This window comes from Stutzerimonas sp. NM35 (assembly GCF_054604355.1).
The window spans coordinates 1432788-1451316 of the sequence record NZ_CM137728.1 but is presented as its reverse complement, the minus strand read 5'-3'; the positions used below and the strand labels follow the sequence as shown (position 1 = coordinate 1451316).

At 61.1% G+C, this 18529-nt stretch carries 14 protein-coding genes; 8 read left to right on the top strand and 6 right to left on the bottom strand.

The features are described 5' to 3' along the window. Positions 1-83: 83 nt before the first annotated feature. The 4 genes from ACYCFC_RS06865 to ACYCFC_RS06850 are packed head-to-tail and all read right to left on the bottom strand — an operon-like array spanning position 84 to position 4766. Entirely contained in the window at positions 84-1574 is a 1491-nt protein-coding gene (locus tag ACYCFC_RS06865; RefSeq protein ID WP_459653500.1) for an aldehyde dehydrogenase family protein, read from the bottom strand. Further along, positions 1571-3205 carry a GMC family oxidoreductase gene (locus ACYCFC_RS06860; protein WP_312170108.1) on the bottom strand — a complete coding sequence of 545 codons (1635 nt, stop codon included), beginning with the start codon at positions 3203-3205 and terminating at the stop codon, positions 1571-1573. Before ACYCFC_RS06860 ends, ACYCFC_RS06865 begins: the two co-directional genes overlap by 4 nt. Next, positions 3202-3489: a ferredoxin gene (locus ACYCFC_RS06855; RefSeq protein WP_312170106.1), complete on the bottom strand. Its 288-nt coding sequence runs from the start codon at positions 3487-3489 to the stop codon at positions 3202-3204. The genes ACYCFC_RS06860 and ACYCFC_RS06855 overlap by 4 nt, the downstream gene beginning before the upstream one ends. Continuing rightward, entirely contained in the window at positions 3486-4766 is a 1281-nt protein-coding gene (locus tag ACYCFC_RS06850; RefSeq protein WP_459653499.1) for a cytochrome P450, read from the bottom strand. The genes ACYCFC_RS06855 and ACYCFC_RS06850 overlap by 4 nt, the downstream gene beginning before the upstream one ends. A gap of 236 nt (positions 4767-5002) precedes the next feature. Here ACYCFC_RS06850 and ACYCFC_RS06845 point away from each other — a divergent pair, with 236 nt between their 5' ends. After that, on the top strand, positions 5003-5629 hold the full coding sequence (locus ACYCFC_RS06845) for a TetR/AcrR family transcriptional regulator (protein ID WP_313241010.1): 627 nt from the start codon (positions 5003-5005) through the stop codon (positions 5627-5629). A gap of 65 nt (positions 5630-5694) precedes the next feature. Here ACYCFC_RS06845 and ACYCFC_RS06840 read toward each other — a convergent pair whose 3' ends face one another. Together ACYCFC_RS06840 and ACYCFC_RS06835 are read right to left on the bottom strand one after the other, a co-directional pair. Then, a complete protein-coding gene (locus ACYCFC_RS06840) occupies positions 5695-6474 on the bottom strand; it encodes a hypothetical protein (protein ID WP_312170100.1) in 780 nt (259 codons plus the stop codon). Positions 6475-6676: 202 nt separating this feature from the next. Then, positions 6677-7603, bottom strand: a complete 927-nt coding sequence (locus tag ACYCFC_RS06835; RefSeq protein WP_312170098.1) for a quinone oxidoreductase family protein — start codon at positions 7601-7603, stop codon at positions 6677-6679. 259 nt (positions 7604-7862) lie between these two features. On the opposite strand from ACYCFC_RS06835, the gene ACYCFC_RS06830 reads away from it, so the two are divergent. The 7 genes from ACYCFC_RS06830 to ACYCFC_RS06800 all read left to right on the top strand — a co-directional run bounded on the left by ACYCFC_RS06830 (position 7863) and on the right by ACYCFC_RS06800 (position 18461). Next, positions 7863-8405, top strand: coding sequence for a glutathione peroxidase (locus ACYCFC_RS06830; protein ID WP_459653498.1), 543 nt, complete (start codon positions 7863-7865; stop codon positions 8403-8405). A 239-nt stretch (positions 8406-8644) separates the two neighbouring features. Further along, a complete protein-coding gene (locus tag ACYCFC_RS06825) occupies positions 8645-12208 on the top strand; it encodes an indolepyruvate ferredoxin oxidoreductase family protein (protein WP_459653497.1) in 3564 nt (1187 codons plus the stop codon). A 131-nt stretch (positions 12209-12339) separates the two neighbouring features. Then, complete coding sequence (locus ACYCFC_RS06820; RefSeq protein WP_042928733.1) at positions 12340-12762, top strand: MerR family transcriptional regulator; 423 nt, start codon at positions 12340-12342, stop codon at positions 12760-12762. Continuing rightward, positions 12759-13940, top strand: coding sequence for an isovaleryl-CoA dehydrogenase (locus ACYCFC_RS06815; RefSeq protein ID WP_459653496.1), 1182 nt, complete (start codon positions 12759-12761; stop codon positions 13938-13940). Before ACYCFC_RS06820 ends, ACYCFC_RS06815 begins: the two co-directional genes overlap by 4 nt. Positions 13941-14036: 96 nt before the next feature. Next, entirely contained in the window at positions 14037-15644 is a 1608-nt protein-coding gene (locus tag ACYCFC_RS06810) for a carboxyl transferase domain-containing protein (RefSeq protein ID WP_459653495.1), read from the top strand. Positions 15645-15738: 94 nt separating this feature from the next. Further along, positions 15739-16545: a gamma-carboxygeranoyl-CoA hydratase gene (locus ACYCFC_RS06805; protein ID WP_459653494.1), complete on the top strand. Its 807-nt coding sequence runs from the start codon at positions 15739-15741 to the stop codon at positions 16543-16545. Then, positions 16542-18461 carry an acetyl/propionyl/methylcrotonyl-CoA carboxylase subunit alpha gene (locus ACYCFC_RS06800; RefSeq protein ID WP_459653493.1) on the top strand — a complete coding sequence of 640 codons (1920 nt, stop codon included), beginning with the start codon at positions 16542-16544 and terminating at the stop codon, positions 18459-18461. Before ACYCFC_RS06805 ends, ACYCFC_RS06800 begins: the two co-directional genes overlap by 4 nt. Positions 18462-18529 lie beyond the last annotated feature (68 nt).

Below are 18529 nucleotides of genomic sequence, written 5' to 3'. Positions count from 1 at the left end.
CGTTTTCATGTGATTTCGACGAAATGCAGGCGTCGAGAACCCATTGGCGCCGCCATTGACGGCACCATTTGGTATCGAAGGCGTTAGCGCCCTATGGGATAAATGATGGATTTTTCCTGGGTGAACTCTTTCAGCCAGTCCGGGCCGAACTCGCGACCGATGCCCGAGCGCTTGAAGCCGCCGATTGGCGCGTAGGGCATCTTGCCGCCGCCTCCGTTGATATAAACGCTGCCTGCGCGGATGCGCCGAGCCATCTGGTAGGCAACCGCGGCGTCCGCCGTGGCGACCGCGCCGTTGAGGCCGTAGCGCGAATCGTTGGCGAGGGCGATGGCCTCTTCATCGGTATCGAAACCGATGACCACTCCCACCGGCCCGAAGATTTCCTCCTGAGCGATGGCCATGTCGTTGCGCACGTCGTTGAACAGGGTGATGTCGCTGAAGAAGCCCTTGTCCAACCCCTGAGGCCGACCACCGCCGCATACCAGCGTGGCACCCGAATCGCGGCCACTGGCAACGAAATGCTCGACCTTGGCCCGCTGCGATTCACGAATCAGCGGACCCATCACCACGCTCGGGTCGGCCGGGTTGCCAATCTTCATCTGGCTGGCCACCGCTTTGGCGACTTGCACGAACTGCTCTCGGATCGAGTTGTGCACCAGGAAGCGCGTGAGCAAGGCGCAGCCTTGCCCGGCATTGACCGTCAGACCGGCAATGGCGCCCAAGGCCGTACCCTGGATGTCAGCATCGGGCCGCACGATCAAGGCAGATTTACCGCCCAGTTCCAGGTGCACGCGCTTCAGCGTCGGCGCAGCCTGGGACATGATGCTCACGCCCACCGCTTCGGAACCGGTGAACGACACCATGTCCACCCGCGGATCGCTGCTCAGCAGGCTGCCGACCTCGACACCGCCGGTGACGATGTTGAGCACGCCCTTGGGCAAACCGATTTGCTCGGCGATTTCACCGAACAGCAGTGCCGAGTAAGGCGTGAACGGGGACGGCTTGAGCACCAGCGTGTTGCCCGCCAGCAACGCCGGGAAGATCTTCGCCAGGTTGAGCAGAAACGGGAAGTTATAGCCGGTGATGCCTGAAACCACGCCGATCGGTTCGCGCTCGATGCTCCCGCTGCCGAGGATCATCGGCCCACCCGGGTTGAATGGATTGGGCGTTGCTTCCACGGGAATCTGCTGCGCCCCATCATGCAGCGACTGGTCGATGGCTGTGAGTACATGGGCCAGCGGCATGTCGACCTGCATTGCATAGGTGACCCCTTGCGCGCAGCCGACCTCGGCGATGATCAGCGCGGCGATTTCCTCCCGGCGCGCCACCAGCGCGCTGTGCATGCGGCGCATGTAACCGGCACGTTCGGCCATGCTCAGCCACGGCCAGGGGCCGCTGTCGAACGCACGGCGCGCGGCGTCAATGGCGGCGTCGGCACTGGCGGTATCGCCCACCGGCGCTTGGCCGATCACTTCCTCGGTGGCGGGGTTGAGCACGGCTTCGGTCGCGCCGTTTGCCGAAACCCAGGCGCCGTCGATATAGAGTTTGTTCAGCTGCGTAAATGGAATGCTCATGCCGCTACAGCTCCTTTTGGTTTTCCGGTGGCAAATTTGCCCAAGATGATTTCCGCTGCGCGCATGGCGATGACCATCGCCGGCGCATTGGTGTTGCCCGAGACAAGGCTCGGCATGATCGAGGTATCAACGACGCGGACGCCCTCAACCCCGCGTACCTTCAGCTCGGGATCAAGCACCGAATCGCTGTCCGCGCCCATCCGGCAGGTTCCGGAAACGTGAAAGGCGGTCTGGCCGAAACGGCGGAACGCGGCGAGGATTTCCTCATCGCTTTGCACCTGCGTACCCGGCGTCAGCTCCTGAACGATGAAGGGTTTAAGCACCGGCTCGGCCGCCAGACGGCGAATCCAGCGCAGCAGCGAGATGGCGGCGACCCGGTCGGCCTCGGCGGTGAGGTAGTTGGCGACGATCTTCGGCGGCACGGCTGGATCGGCCGACTGAATGGTGATTTCGCCCTGGCTTTCGGGATGCATGAAATAACCGCCGATGGTCAGACCGGGATGCTTGTCGATCATCACCGTCTTGCCGTCGCCATCCATGGAATACAGGCTGACGCCGATCTGCGCGTCCGGGCGTTCCAGTCCTGGCCGGGTCTTCACGAAACCGCCCGCTTCGTGCGCGGCATGGGTCATCGGGCCTTTCTTGCTGAAAAAATACTGCGCCACCGAACGCAGCAGGCCCAGGCCTGCGAAACAATGATTCAGGCTGCCGCTGGTAACCCGATACTGCACCGCCATATAGACGTGCTCGCGCAGGTTGCGACCCACGTTCGGAGAATCCAGCACGAGCGGGATGCCATGCTGTTTCAGCAATTCTGCCGGCCCGATGCCGGACAACTGCAACAGCTTTGGCGACTCGATGGCGCCCGCGCACAACACCACTTCCCGGCGAACGCCAAACGACTGCGCGCCGCCCTTCCCAGCTATATGCACAGCAACCGCGCGGCGCTGGCTGAACTCGATTCGCTGCACGCTAGTGCCAGTCATCACGGTCAGGTTCGGGCGATCCCGCACCGGGTCGAGAAACGCCTTGGCGGCGCTGAAGCGCTGCCCGTTCCAGGTAGTCTGCGGCTGGTAACCGAAGCCGCCGCTGCTGACTGAATCCACATGATTGGTGTCGGCAACCCGCGCAGTGCCTATCGAGCCGGCGGCGTTGATGATGGCTTCGCATAGCGGATCGCCCGATGGATGTATGGTGACCTTGAGCGGCCCGCCAGCGCCACGCCACTGGGATGCGCCAAGCTGATGGTCCTCCAGCGCGACGAACTGCCGGCCAATGTCCGCCCAACCCCAGCCGTAGCAACCCTGCGCTTCCCAGCCATCGTAATCGGCCGGCGCGCCGCGCACGTAGACCATGCCATTGACCGAACTGGAGCCGCCGATCGCCTTGCCCTTGAGCCACAATTCGGTGGCCATGCCTTTACCGCGCGAGGCCTGGTAGTCGTAAACATGCGGGTTTCCGGGTATCAGCAGTTTGCCGATGCCGCGCGGCATTGCGATCAACGGGCTGGTGTGGTCGGGGCCGCTTTCAATAAGCAGTACCGAGACGCTGGGGTCGGCGGACAGCCGGTTGGCCATCACACAACCGGCAGAGCCGGCACCGACAATGATGTAATCGTAGGATTGGCTCATGGTTGTTCTTCTGATGTTTGGATGGGTTGAATGTCGCGACTTTCTCCAGCGGCTCCATCCCTCAGGCCTAGCGTACAGGTGCTTGCCGATGCGTCTTCGAGCACTTGGATCGCCCGCTCCGGACAGGCCCGCGCGCCGCGCAGAGCAAGCCCCTCCTGGCCCGCTTCGACCGTGAAATCGGCGCTGGCGATGTAACCGTTCTCATCCAGTTCGTAGAGGCCGGGTGCTACGTGGTTGCAACGGGCATGGCCGGCGCAGGCCTTGCTGTCGACGACAACCTTCATGCGCTCGCCTCGGCTGCCTGGTTCGTGTAGATGCTGGCGCTCGAGTCAGGCAGGTCCCACTCCAGGTGCAAGTCATCCATGCCGAATACACCGAAGGCGTTGAACAGCGGCTCGGTGCCAGCGGCGATGCGGAACGGCGGAATCAGCTTCAGCCACAACTCCAGGGCAATGCGTAATTCGCGGCGCGCCAGGTGGGAGCCGACACAACGGTGAACCCCATAGGAAAACGCCATGTGCGGTGCATTGCCTGCACTGCGCTGGAAATCCACCGTGCCCGCATCGTCGAATACCTCCGGGTCGAGGTTGGCCAGTTCGGTACTGATTAGCACAATGTCGCCCGCTTTCATCGTCGCCTCGCCAATCTGCACATCGCGAGTCACGGTGCGGCGCATGTTGACGATGGAATAGGAACGCAGCAGCTCCTCCACCGCATCCGGGATGAGTTCCGGGTTGGCGCGCAGCTGCGCCTGCTGTTCGGGGTTGCGCGCCAAGTGGCGGAAGAACAATCCGATGCTGGAGGTGACGGTATCCAGCCCGCCGATGAAAATCAGAAAGTTGATACCGAGCATCTCGTCATCGGTCAGCGGCCGCCCGTCGATCTGGCTGGCCAGCAGATAACTGGTGAAATCGTCGCCCGGGTCTTTGCGTCGCTCGGCGATATAGGCTCGAATCCTGCCGGTGATCGCCCGCGCATTTTCGGTGACGACCTGCATGTCGAAGCTCTTGATCAGCGTCTGCGTCCAATGCTGGAACAGCGGGCGCTCTTCCAGCGGCCATCCCATCAGCTTGAGGAAAATCAGGGTCGGAAAGGGTTTGGCGAAATCCTCGTTGAAATCGCAGCGGCCTTTGTCAGTGACCGCTTCGATCAGTTGGGTCGCGAGACCGCGGATATCCTGTTCCAACGCGTCGACTTTTTTGGGCGTGAACAGAGGGTTGAGCAATGCACGGTATTTGGCGTGATCGGGTGGATCGACCTCCAGCGGCGCAAGACGCCAGCTTTCGCCGAGCAACATGGGATACGGGGTCAAGCCGACACTGCTGAACGTTTCCGGATCTTGCAGGATGCGTCGTAGATCTTCGGAACGGCGCGGTATCCAAGCGCCGGGAAGAAACCCCAAACGGGGCACCCAGAAAATGGGCGGCATGCTCTGGTGCAACTCGGCAGCCCAGGCGTAAGCGTTCTCTCCCTGGGTGGTTAACTCAGCCCACAGATCGAAGTCCCGAATCAGGTGTTGCGGGATATGATCGGGCACGGGTGCGGCTTGATCGACATTCATTATTATTCTCCGTCGGCGCTTGTGAACGGAGAGAAAGGTAGGTCCCGACTGGAGAATCCACAACGGACAGAATTTGTGATCTGTTCGATTTCGACGCTGAAACACGGCTATTGCGAGTGGACAGCCGGACAAGCCTTGTCTGGTATGGAGCGCGTGTGCCAGTCTCAATGCTCACCGCCAGCTACGCTCTTGCATAACTGGCATCACGACTGACAAACACCTTGCAGAGGCACAGGATGAACCAGCAAAACTCTGCCCTGCCGGAACGGCCGGACAACGATGACATGGCCAGCAAGCGCCACGCGTTGCGTGCACAGCGCACCCGTGACCTGCTTCTGGACGGCATGTATCGGCTGGCATTGAAAAAGGATTTCCGGGAAATCTCGGTGCAGGACCTGCTCAGCCATACCGGGGTGGCTCGCTCAACGTTCTATGCACATTTTCGCGACAAGGAAGATTTGCTGGTGGCCGGCTATGAATGCATCGGCGTGCCGCCAACCCGCGTTTGCAATGTAGCTGGGGAGGATCGGATCGTGCTCGACGTTTCGGCATGGTTGTTCAATGCCACCGAGCGGCATGCAGCCCTGACTACCTCATTCTTCAATAGCCCGTCACACGCGATCATTCTTGCTCACCTGGAGAATCTGCTGCTGATTCTGGTACGTGAGCATTACCGCAAACATGGCATCCATAAGGATCAGGTACTGCGGGGCGAAGTAGCGGTACGCTGCTTTGTCGGTGCGCTGTTAGGGCTTTGGCTATGGTGGGTACGCCACGACTACCCCTGCTCGGCACGCGAAGCCACGGAGGCGTTCGACTCACTGCTGAATGATGGCAAATGGCCGCCAACCGCCGGGCAATAAAAGCGCAGTGACGCGAAACAGCTTTGCCGCCGCAAGCGGCACACCGGAAGCGGCGAGCGGAAAATCTACTTGAGCAACCCTCTGGCGATCTGGTCGACTTCGGTAATCGTCAGTTGCATATAGCGTTCAACGCCATTTGGCGACCAGTTACCGTCCTGCTGGAGCACCACGCCCCTGACGAACACATACTGGCGTGCAGAACGCTTGAGCGCTTCAGCATGTTCAGGATGCTCGGCCGACAAACGCTCAAAAGCTTCGGTGACCTGCTGATCGCGTTCGCGGATCTGCTCGTCGCGCATCACCCAGGTTTCGGCGCCGAGGCGACTGAATGAGGCGATTTGGTAGCCCACCATCAGTTGGCCGATAGCACGACTAAGAGCATGCAGTTCGCCTTGCTCGCGCAGGGGCTCGCCACTCTGAGCTTGAGCATAGTGCTTGTCCAGCAAGACCTGCAGATGCGCGTGCGATTCGATCACCGGCAACAAGACGCGCGAGTAGGACGGTTCCGTTGCGCGCAGGACTGAGCTCTCCTGGGGCAATTTGTCGGTATCGTCGAGGCGGGTTTGCAGGCGCTCCAACTCAGCAACGACATCCGGCACCTCCGTGCTCGTGGCCAGGCTTCGCAAGCGGACCATCTGCTGTTGATAGCCTTGCTTGTTACGCACCTCATAAGGGCTGCCGTTCTGGTTGAAATACACCAGCACATTGGCGCAGGTCAAAAACGCAAGGGAGCGCATTTCTTGGATCGCCTGCAACTTCGCTTGCGCCTGCTCAGCGTAGGCCGGCGCAGCGATAACCATGTACAGCACGAACAGTGACGCCCATTTCTTCCTGTTGTTATGCATTGTCACTTCCTGAATCTTCTTATCATCGCTTTGTCTGACCACCAGGCAGCGCCCGCCCCAAAGCGTGTCTGTCGAGTTGGTTGGGGCGCGGCGCGATAACCCGCGAGCAGGTCGAACTCGCCGCTCAGCCAGAGCTATCGGCCGTATCCGGCGGGCCGCGACCGAAATAATCCCAGACGCCTGGCCGGCACCGTTCGTAGGTTCAGCGGCGAATGCTCGCGGTTATCTTCGCGTGCGGACCGGACACCTGTGCAGCCCACGCCTCGGCGGCCTGGTCGAGGGTGTAATCGACGTAGTCGATCTGGACTTCCTGCTCCCTCGCGATCTTCAGCAGACGCAGCCAGATTTGCTCGCGGTCGGCGGGCGGGCGCTGGCCGGTGCCGATGCACGACAGCGAACGGAACAGCAGATCGGCAATGTCGAGATCGAGCTTGCGCCCTGCCCCGGTGCCGATGGTCATGATCCGTGCCCCCCAGTTGGTAGCCTTCAGGGAGCTAAGCATGGGTTGGCCGCAAACCAGATCCAGCACCACGTCGAACCCACCGTCGCCTGCGTCTTTCAGTGCCGCAACATCATCGGCGCCGCCCAGCGTCACCACGTCATCGGCGATGCCTCGCGACTTCAAGCGCGTCAGTGCCTCAGCAGAGCGTGCCGCACCCACGACCTTTCCGGCGCCCATGCCACGAGCCAGTTGCAAAGCGATCTGCCCAAGGGTGCCGGTAGCGCCGAGCACGAGCACTTTTTCGCCTTTCTGGATTTGCGCCTTTTCCAGCGGCACGATGGCGCCGGTCCCGGCGATACCCATGCTGATCGCGGTCTTGTCATCTACGTCGTCCGGAACGTTCCAGACCTCCGCAGTCGGTACCAGCGTGCGCTCGGCCCAAGCACCAAAAGGCAGAACCGAACGCTCGCCAAAATACACTCGACGACCGTCTTCCGCGCGACCAACACCTTCGCCACGAATGACGCAGGGATACTCGACCCCAAGTCGATAAGCGCCGAGCACGTCCCAACCGCCCAGGCCGGCAGTGTCGACGTCGATCATGACGGAGCCTTGCTGCGGCTCAGGTTCGCGAAAATTGCCTACTACCGGTGGAGCATTGCGCTCGGAAATGATGGCTGCACGCATGCCAATCTCCTCTTGTCTGTCTTGTTGTCGGGGTTGAAGTCAGGTCATTAGTTGAACATTTTATCGAATTTTGTCCAGTAATAATTGTTGTTGAACCGTGGCGCCGGCTTCGCGCTATCCATCGATGGACCACCAAGCGGGCAGACGCACTACGACCACCAGATAATCTATTCACTTTTCGTAAGTTTGTATCGTTATTCTGCTTATCCTCTGTAATCTTCGTCTAGGCTGGAAATTTCATAACAGAAGGAGGACATCCATGGCTTCAATCTTCGATATCCCGGTTCAATCCAATGACGGCCAGTCGCTTACGCTGGAGCGCTACAAAGGCAAGGTATTGCTGGTCGTCAATGTGGCCTCCAAATGCGGGCTGACGCCGCAGTACGAAGGGCTTGAAAAGCTCTACGAAGATAAGCGCGAACAAGGCTTGGAGGTGCTGGCGTTCCCCGCCAATAACTTCAAGGAGCAGGAGCCGGGCAGCGACCAGGAGATCAAGGAGTTCTGTACCTTGACCTATAACGTGCAGTTCCCGCTTTTCGCCAAGGTGTCCGTCGCTGGGGAGGATCGTCATCCGCTCTATGGGGAATTGACCGCCGCCAAGCCAGACGCTACCGGTGAAGGTCCCATGCGTGAGCGGCTCGCCGGTTATGGCATCCAGACCAACGCTGCCCCGGAGGTGCTCTGGAACTTCGAGAAGTTCGTCATCGGTCGCGACGGCCAGGTGGTGGCGCGTTTCTCGCCGGATGTCAGCCCGGATGACCCGCGCCTGCAACAGATGATAGAAGCCGAACTGGCCAAGTAATAGCGAATTGGGTGATCGCCGCAACGGCGGTCACTCGTTATCCAGGCGGTTCCACTCAGCCAGTCGCGCCATCGCTGCGGCTTCGTTATCTCTCCTCCCCTGCGCCGCCTGATATCTGTTTATCTGATACCAGATAGCTAATTTTATCGTTTTACGATATTTACACGTAAACAGATAATCTGTTCAAATAATCCATGCCGCCATGTGCCGCGTAAACAAGAACAATCTGGAGGTTGGCCATGAGCAAAACCCCATCGCTGGACGACAAATACGTCCAGCAGACCGGCAAAGTCCTGATGACGGGCATCCAGGCGCTGGTGCGTCTGCCATTGATGCAGCGCCAGCGCGACCTCGAGAATGGGCTCAATACTGCAGGCTTCATCTCTGGCTATCGCGGCTCGCCTCTTGGCGGGTTCGATCAGGCGCTATGGAAGGCTCGCGACCATCTGAAGGAATACCACGTTCACTTCCAGCCGGGCGTCAACGAAGACCTGGCGGCAACCTCGCTGTGGGGCACCCAGCAGGTCAACATCTTTGAAGGCGCCAAGTACGACGGTGTGTTCGGCATGTGGTATGGCAAGGGTCCGGGTGTGGACCGCTGTGGCGACGTATTCCGCCACGCCAACGCCGCCGGCACATCGCGCTTCGGCGGTGTGCTGGCAATCGCCGGTGACGATCACGGCGCCAAGTCTTCATCCCTGCCGCACCAGACCGAACACATTTTCAAAGCTGTAATGATGCCCGTGCTGGCACCGTCCGGCGTGCAGGAATACCTGGACTACGGCATGCATGGCTGGGCCATGTCGCGTTTTTCCGGCTGCTGGGTTGCCCTCAAGGCGGTTGCCGATACCGTAGAAAGCGCCGCCATCGTCGACGTAGATCCACACCGCGTGCAGCCGATCATCCCCGACGTACCGATGCCGGAAGGCGGGATGAACATTCGTTGGCCAGACCCGCCACTGGATCAGGAAAAGCGGCTGTTCGAACACAAGGTTTACGCCGCTCTGGCCTACGCCCGCGCCAACCGCCTCGACCGTATTGTGGTCGATTCGCCCAAGGCGCGCCTTGGCATCATCACCTCTGGCAAGTCCTATCTGGACGTGTGTCAGGCGCTCAAGATTCTCGGCATCGACGACGCGCTCGCTCAGCAAATCGGGCTGCGTGTCTACAAGGTAGGGATGATCTGGCCGCTCGAGGCCGAAGGCGTGCGGCAGTTCGCCGAAGGCCTGGAAGAAATCGTGGTGGTCGAAGAAAAGCGCCACATGATCGAGTACCAGCTCAAGGAAGAACTTTATAACTGGCGCGAGGACGTGCGCCCCGCCATCGTCGGCAAGTTTGACGACAAAGGCGAATGGGCACGGCCACACACTGATTGGCTGCTGCCTGCAATTGGCGAGCTGACGCCCGCGCAAATCGCCCGTGCGCTGGCGCAGCGGATTCTGCGGGTCTACCAGGGCGGGGAGCTGCAGATGCGCCTGGCCGTACTGGAAGCGCAACTGTGCAGCAAGGGCCATCTGGTCAACCTGATGGATCGCGTGCCGCATTACTGCTCCGGTTGCCCGCACAACACGTCCACCAAGGTTCCGGAAGGCAGCCGAGCGCTGGCGGGAATCGGTTGCCACTACATGGCTGCCTGGATCTACCCGCAAACCCAGACTTTCAGCCAGATGGGCGGCGAAGGCGTCGCCTGGGTCGGCCAGGCGCCCTTCACCGAAACCAGGCATGTGTTCGCCAATCTCGGCGACGGCACCTACTTCCACTCCGGCCTGCTGGCGATCCGCGCGGCTGTGGCTGCCAAGGTTTCGATCACCTACAAGATCCTCTACAACGACGCCGTAGCCATGACGGGCGGCCAGCCTGTCGACGGTACGCTGAGCGTGTCGCAGATCTCTCGCCAGTTGGCCGCCGAAGGCGTGACCAATATCGTGGTGGTCAGCGAAGACACGGACAAATATGAACACGTAAAGGACCTCGCCCCCGGCGTTCCGGTGTATCGCCGGGACCGCATGGACGACGTGCAGAACGAGCTGCGTGAATTCAACGGCGTATCAGCGATCATTTACGACCAGACCTGCGCCGCCGAGAAACGACGCCGACGCAAGCGCGGCAAGTTTCCGGACCCGGCGCGCCGCGTGGTGATCAACGAGGCCGTCTGTGAAGGCTGCGGCGACTGCAGCAGCAAATCCAACTGCATGTCCGTGGTTGCGGTAGAAACCGAATTCGGGCGTAAGCGCGAAATCGACCAGTCTTCCTGCAACAAGGACTTCACTTGTCTGTCTGGCTTCTGCCCGAGCTTCGTCACGGTCGAAGGCGGCAAGCTGCGCAAGCCCAAGGCATTGGCGGAAAACCCCGAGGACCACTGGGAGCTGCCGCAGCCCGCCCCACTGGCGCTGGATGAGCCCTATAGCATTCTGGTCACTGGCGTTGGTGGAACTGGCGTGGTCACTATCGGCGCCCTGCTCGGCATGGCTGCCTTCATCGAAGGCAAGGGCGCGCTAAACCTCGACATGGCCGGCATGGCTCAGAAAGGTGGCGCGGTGTGGTCGCATATCCGCATTGCCGCTCAGCAGGATCAGCTTTTCGCCCCGCGCATCGCCGAAGGCGAAGCCAGCCTGCTGCTGGGCTGCGATCTGGTGGTCAGCGCCAACACCGAAACGCTGTCGAAGATGCGCCAGGGTGTGACCCATGCGGTGGTCAACAGTGAAGAAAGCATCACCAGCGCCTTCGTCCGTACTTTTGCCATGCAGGCGGAGAGCGGCGACCTTGAAGCGCACCCGGACCCGCACTTCCAGACCGGCGACATGGCAGCACAAATTCGCGAAGCAGTAGGCGACGGCCAGGCGACCTTCATAGACGCCAGCAAGCTCGCCACCGCATTGATGGGCGACTCCATCGCCACCAATACCTTCATGCTGGGTTACGCCTATCAGAAGGGTTGGCTGCCGGTGGGCGAAGCGGCCCTGATGCAGGCGATCGAACTGAACGGCACGGCGGTGGAATTCAACCGCAACGCCTTTGTCTGGGGCCGTCGCGCAGCGGTCGATCTGCTTCGCGTGCAGCACAAGTTGGAGTCCGGCAAAGTCCAGACCCGCGATCGGCAACTCTCGCAGACGCTGGAGGAGACTATTGAACGGCGTAGCAGCTACCTCACCGACTACCAGAACACGGCGCTCGCAAAGCGTTATCTGGATCGCGTGAAGCAATTCAGCGCCAAGGAAACGGCCCTTGTCGGCCAGCCTGGCGCGCTCACGGCAGCCGTGGCCCATTACTACTTCAAGGTCCTGGCGATCAAGGATGAGTACGAAGTGGCACGGCTGTTCACCAATGGCGACTTCCTGAAGAAGATTGAGGCGACGTTCGAGGGCGATTACAGCCTGCGCTTCCACCTCGCACCGCCGGTGCTTAACAAGGCCGAGCCCGGCACCGAACCGACCAAGAAGAGCTACGGTCCCTGGATGCTCAAGGGCTTCAGGCTACTGGCCAAGCTGAAATTCGTGCGCAATACCTGGCTTGATCCATTCGGCTACACCCAGGAACGCAAGGTCGAACGTCACTGGCTGCAGAGCTACGAAGCGCTGCTCGACGAACTCCTGACCAAGGTCGCTACGGACAACTTCGATCTGGCTGTGCAACTGGCACAGCTGCCAGATGCGGTGCGTGGTTACGGCCCGGTCAAGGAGCGTTACCTCTCGCACGCCGAAAGCAGGAAGGCGCAGCTACTGGAGCAACTGCGCACCGGCTCGAGTTTTTACGACGCGAGCCAGACCGGTACATCGAAACGCATCGACGCCGTCCAGCTTTGATGTGGTACCCGGCCTTCAAGCGAAGGCCGGGTGACCCAACAATTAGTAACAACCGGACGGCCCAGGCGAACGCCATTTTTCGCCGACACCGGACGGACGTTAACGTGAAGGAGAGGTGGTCGCGAGTGAACATGCCCAACATCTACAGCATTTCCGAACTGGCTCGGGAGATGACGGTGACCACTCGTGCTATTCGCTTCTATGAAGAGCAGGGCCTGCTGCTGCCCGAGCGATGCGGTCAGAAGCGCCTCTACTCGCAGCGCGACCGGGTGACGCTGGAGCTGATCATGCGCGGGAAACGCATCGGGTTGTCGCTGGCCGAATGCAAGGACTTGATCAGCATGTACGACCCAGCCGGCGGCAACAGCATGCAGCTGAGCCGGCTGTTGGAAACGATTGGCGACAGGCGCCAGCAGCTCAAGCGGCAGGTGCTGGACATCCAGAAAATGCAGGCGGAGCTGGACCTTGCGGAACAACGCTGCCGGTTGGCACTGGAGCAGGCCGGCGGTGTCGCCCATGAAACCAATAATGACAACAGGAGAGTTGGACCATGAATGGCTTGCCCGGATTGAATTTCTTCCTCGGTGAGGAAATCGACATGCTGCGCGATTCCGTTGCCGGATTCGCTGCCAAGGAAATCGCCCCGCGTGCGGAGGAAGCGGACCGCGCCGACCAGTTCCCGATGGATCTCTGGCGCAAGTTCGGCGACATGGGCCTGCTTGGCCTGACCGTTGCGGAAGAATACGGCGGCTCCGGCATGGGCTACCTGGCGCACATGATCGCAATGGAAGAAATCTCACGCGCCGCTGGCGGCATCGGCTTGTCGTACGGCGCCCACTCCAACCTTTGCGTCAACCAGATCAACCGCAATGGCAGCGAGGCGCAGAAGCGCAAATTTCTGCCAAAGCTGATTTCGGGGGAGCACATCGGCGCGCTGGCCATGAGCGAGCCCAACGCCGGTTCCGATGTGGTTTCGATGAAGCTACGCGCTGATAAGAAAGGCGACCGCTACGTGCTCAACGGCACCAAGATGTGGATCACCAACGGCCCCGATTGCGATGTGCTGGTGGTCTACGCCAAAACCGATCTGGCTGCCGGCCCCAAGGGCATGACCGCTTTCATCCTCGAGAAAGGCGCCCCGGGGTTCTCGGTGGCGCAGAAGCTCGACAAGCTCGGCATGCGCGGCTCGCACACCGGCGAACTGGTGTTTCAGGATGTCGAGGTGTCGGAAGAGAACGTGCTTGGCGGCGTCGGCGAAGGCGTCAAGGTGCTGATGAGCGGCCTCGACTACGAGCGCGCGGTGCTCAGCGGCGGTCCACTGGGCCTGATGCAGGCGGCGATGGACGTGGTCATTCCTTATATCCACGACCGCAAGCAGTTCGGCCAGAGCATCGGTGAATTCCAGCTGATCCAGGGCAAGATAGCGGACATGTACACCACCCACCAGGCATGCCGCGCCTACCTCTACGCGGTGGGCAAGCACCTCGATGCGCAGGGCAGCGGCCATGTCCGCCAAGTCCGCAAGGACTGCGCCGGCGTCATCCTCTACGCCGCGGAGAAGGCGACCTGGCTTGCCGGTGAAGCGATCCAGATTCTGGGCGGCAACGGCTACATCAACGAGTTTCCGGTCGGCCGCCTGTGGCGCGACGCCAAGTTGTACGAAATTGGCGCAGGCACCAGCGAAATCCGTCGGATGCTGATCGGCCGCGAGCTGTTCAACGAAACGAAATAAAAAATCGCTAGAGGCTAGAAGCTGGAGGCTGGACGCAAGAGCAGCCGTGCTCCTCGTTCAGCCTCCAGCCTTCAGCACTTTTTTCGAGGGCTTTTCATGGCTATCCTGAATACCCAGATCAATACCCGCTCGCCTGAGTTCGCCGCGAATCGCGAGGCGATGCTCGTCCAGGTCAATGACCTGCGCGCCCTGCTCGGTCGCGTCCATGAAGGCGGTGGCGAGAAGGCGCAGCTGCGCCACACCTCGCGCGGCAAATTGCTGCCCCGCGAACGCATCAATCGCTTGCTCGACCCTGGCTCGCCATTTCTCGAAGTCGGCCAGCTGGCCGCCCACGAGGTTTATGGCGAAGAGGTGCCAGCCGCCGGTTTGGTGGCTGGCATCGGCCGGGTCGAAGGCGTCGAGTGCATGATCATTGCCAACGACGCCACGGTAAAAGGCGGCAGCTACTATCCACTAACAGTGAAAAAGCACCTGCGCGCGCAGACCATCGCGCAGCAGAACCGCTTGCCATGCATTTACCTGGTGGATTCCGGCGGCGCCAACCTGCCGCGTCAGGACGAGGTGTTTCCTGATCGCGAACACTTCGGCCGCATCTTCTTCAACCAAGCCAACATGAGCGCTATCGGCATTCCGCAGGTCGCCGTGGTGATGGGCTCCTGTACCGCCGGTGGCGCCTATGTGCCAGCGATGGCGGATGAAGCCATCATGGTGCGCAATCAGGCGACCATCTTTCTCGCCGGCCCGCCGCTGGTAAAAGCCGCTACCGGTGAAGTGGTGACGGCCGAAGACCTGGGCGGCGCCGACGTGCATTGCAAGACCTCCGGCGTCGCCGATCACTACGCCGAAAACGACGAGCACGCCCTAGCCCTGGCCCGTCGTTCGATCGCCAATCTCAACTGGCGCAAGCTTGGTGAAGTAAACAGTCGCGCGCCGATTGCGCCGCTTTTCGATGCCGAGGAGCTGTACGGCGTCATCCCTGCCGATGCCAAGCAGCCATTCGACGTACGCGAGGTGATCGCCCGCCTCGTCGACGGTTCGGTATTCGATGAATTCAAGACATTGTACGGCAGCACGCTGGTCTGCGGCTTCGCACACATCCAGGGCTACCCCATCGCGATTCTGGCCAACAACGGCATCCTGTTCGCTGAGTCCGCGCAGAAGGGCGCGCACTTCATCGAGCTGGCCTGTCAGCGCGGCATCCCGCTGCTGTTCCTGCAGAACATCACAGGCTTCATGGTCGGGCAGAAATACGAGGCCGGCGGCATCGCCAAGCATGGCGCCAAGCTGGTGACCGCAGTGGCCTGCGCCAAGGTACCGAAGTTCACCGTCATCATCGGCGGCAGTTTTGGCGCCGGTAACTACGGCATGTGCGGTCGGGCCTATGACCCACGCTTCCTGTGGATGTGGCCGAACGCGCGGATTGGCGTGATGGGCGCGCAACAGGCGGCCGGTGTGCTGGCGCAGGTCAAACGCGAACAGGCCGAACGCAGCGGGCAAACGTTTTCTGCCGAAGAGGAAGCCCAGCTCAAGCAACCGATTCTCGAGCAGTACGAGCATCAGGGCCACCCCTACTACTCCAGTGCCCGGCTGTGGGATGACGGCGTGATCGATCCCGCGCAGACCCGCGATGTGTTGGGGCTGGCGTTATCGGCTTCCCTCAACGCCCCGATCGAGCCGACCCGCTTTGGCGTGTTCCGGATGTAATGAAAAACCGATAACGGTGCTGAAGGCTAGAGGCTTGTCGCCCGCCTTCAGCCTCAAGCCAAGGGCCGCAGGCCTTCGTCTGCAGGAAGTCAATATGAGCACGTCCCCCTTTCAAACCATTGAACTCGAGCGCTCCGCCAGAGGCTTCGCCACCCTCTGGCTGAATCGCCCCGAAAAGAACAACGCATTCAACGCCGAGATGATCCATGAACTGATCTTGGCGCTCAACGAAGTGCAGAGCGATAAATCGCTGCGCTTCCTGTTGCTGCGCGGTCGCGGCAAGCATTTTTCGGCCGGCGCGGATCTGGCGTGGATGCAAGATTCCGCCCGTCTCGATTACAACGCCAACGTGCGCGACGCCCATGAACTGGGCGAGCTGATGCACAAGCTCTATCACCTGAAAATGCCCACGCTGGCCGTTGTCCAGGGTGCAGCGTTTGGCGGTGCGGTTGGTCTCATTGCCTGCTGCGACATAGCCATCGGGACGGCCGATGCTCAACTGTCGCTGTCCGAGGTGCGCATTGGTTTAGCACCAGCCGTGATCAGCCCCTTCGTCGTCCAGGCGATCGGCGAACGCGCCACCCGTCGTTACGCCCTCACCGCCGAACGTTTCAGCGGTGAATGCGCCCACGAGTTGGGACTGTTCGCCGAAAGCTGCTCGAGCGAACAGCTTGATGAAAAAGTGGATGTGTGGCTTGGCAATCTGCTGCTTAACAGTCCTCAGGCTATGCGGGCGACCAAGGGCTTGCTTCATCAGGTTGGCAGCGGCGCGCTCAAGCCTTCGTTGCGTACCTATACCGAAAGTGTCATCGCTAGAGTGCGAACCAGCCCGGAAGGCCAAGAAGGGCTACGCGCGTTCCTCGAAAAACGTCAACCGGCCTGGCAGGAACAGTATTCATGAGCAAACAACACATCACCACCCTGTTGGTGGCCAACCGCGGTGAGATCGCCTGCCGCGTGATGCGCACGGCCAAAGCCATGGGTCTGACCACGGTAGCAGTCCACAGCGCCATCGATGCCAACGCGCGACATGCGCGCGAAGCCGATATCCGCATCGACCTCGGCGGCGCCAAGCCGGCCGACAGTTATCTGCGCGTGGACAAGCTGATCGAAGCCGCCAGGGCCAGCGGCGCCCAGGCTATCCACCCTGGCTACGGCTTCCTCTCTGAGAATGCCGATTTCGCCCGCGCCATCGAAGACGCCGGGCTGATCTTCCTCGGGCCGCCCGCCTCGGCCATCGACGCTATGGGCAGCAAATCCGCCGCCAAGGCGCTGATGGAAAAAGCCGGTGTGCCGCTGGTGCCTGGCTATCACGGCGAAGCGCAGGATGTGGAAACCTTCCGCACGGCCGCGGAAAAGATCGGCTATCCGGTACTGCTCAAGGCCACAGCAGGCGGCGGCGGCAAAGGGATGAAGGTCGTCGAGCGCGAAGCCGATCTCGCCGAAGCGCTGCAATCGGCCCAGCGCGAGGCGCAATCCTCATTCGGTGACTCGCGGATGCTGGTCGAGAAGTACGTGCTCAAGCCGCGCCATGTGGAAATTCAGGTGTTCGCCGATCAGCACGGCAACTGCCTGTACCTCAACGAGCGCGACTGCTCGATTCAGCGTCGCCACCAGAAAGTTGTCGAGGAAGCGCCTGCACCGGGCCTTTCGCAAGCGCTGCGCCGTTCAATGGGCGAAGCGGCGGTCAAGGCTGCTCAGGCCATCGGTTACGTCGGTGCAGGCACGGTCGAATTCCTGCTCGATGCGCGCGGCGAATTCTTCTTCATGGAAATGAACACCCGCCTTCAGGTCGAGCATCCGGTGACCGAGGCCATCACCGGCCTCGACCTGGTGGCCTGGCAGATCCGTGTCGCCCGTGGCGAACCGCTGCCGATCGCCCAGGATCAGGTGCCACTCAACGGCCACGCCATTGAGGTGCGGCTGTATGCCGAAGACCCGGATAATGACTTTTTGCCCGCCACCGGCACCCTTGATCTGTACCGCGAGTCTGCCGCCGGTCCGGGCCGTCGTGTCGACAGCGGTGTGGCCGAAGGCGATACGGTTTCGCCCTTCTACGATCCGATGCTCGGCAAGCTGATCGCCTGGGGCGAGAACCGCGAGGAAGCGCGTCTGCGGCTGCTGACCATGCTCGATGAAACCTACGTCGGCGGCGTGCGGACCAACTTGGCTTTTCTGCGGCGCGTAATTGGCCACCCTGCTTTTGCCGACGCGGAACTGGACACCGGTTTCATTCCGCGTCACGAAGCGGAGCTGATGCGCAAACCCGGCGAACTGGCGGACGAGTTCTGGCAACTGGCCGGCGAGCTCTTCGTGCAGACCGAGCCGGCCAAGGTCCGTGAAGACGATCTCCACTCGCCATGGGCAAAGCGCTATGGCCTGCGCTTCGGATTACCGGCGCAAACCAGTGTACATCTGATGTGCAATGGCGAGAGCCGTCAGATACGCGTGAGCAGTCGCGCCGCAACCGAGATCAAGCATCTTCCAAAAGCCATCCGCCAGGGCTGCACGCTCTATCTGGAATGGAATGGCGAGCTGCACGCCGTAACCGCGTTCGACCCCATCGCTGAAGTCGAAGCCAGCCACCATCACCACGGCGGCCTGACCGCGCCCATGAATGGCAGCATCGTTCGGGTGCTGGTCGAGGCCGGCCAAAGCGTCGAGGCAGGTGCCACGCTCATCGTGCTCGAAGCGATGAAGATGGAGCACAGCATCCGTGCGCAACAGGCAGGCGTGGTCAAAGGTCTGTTTTATGCCGAAGGCGATATGGTCAGCGAAGGTGCGGTATTGCTGGAGCTGGAGCTGGAGGACGCCTGACGCAGGATGGAAAACGGCGTGATGCGGAAACTTCTGCATGGCATTGGTGAGCTGAAGCGGAGCGCCGC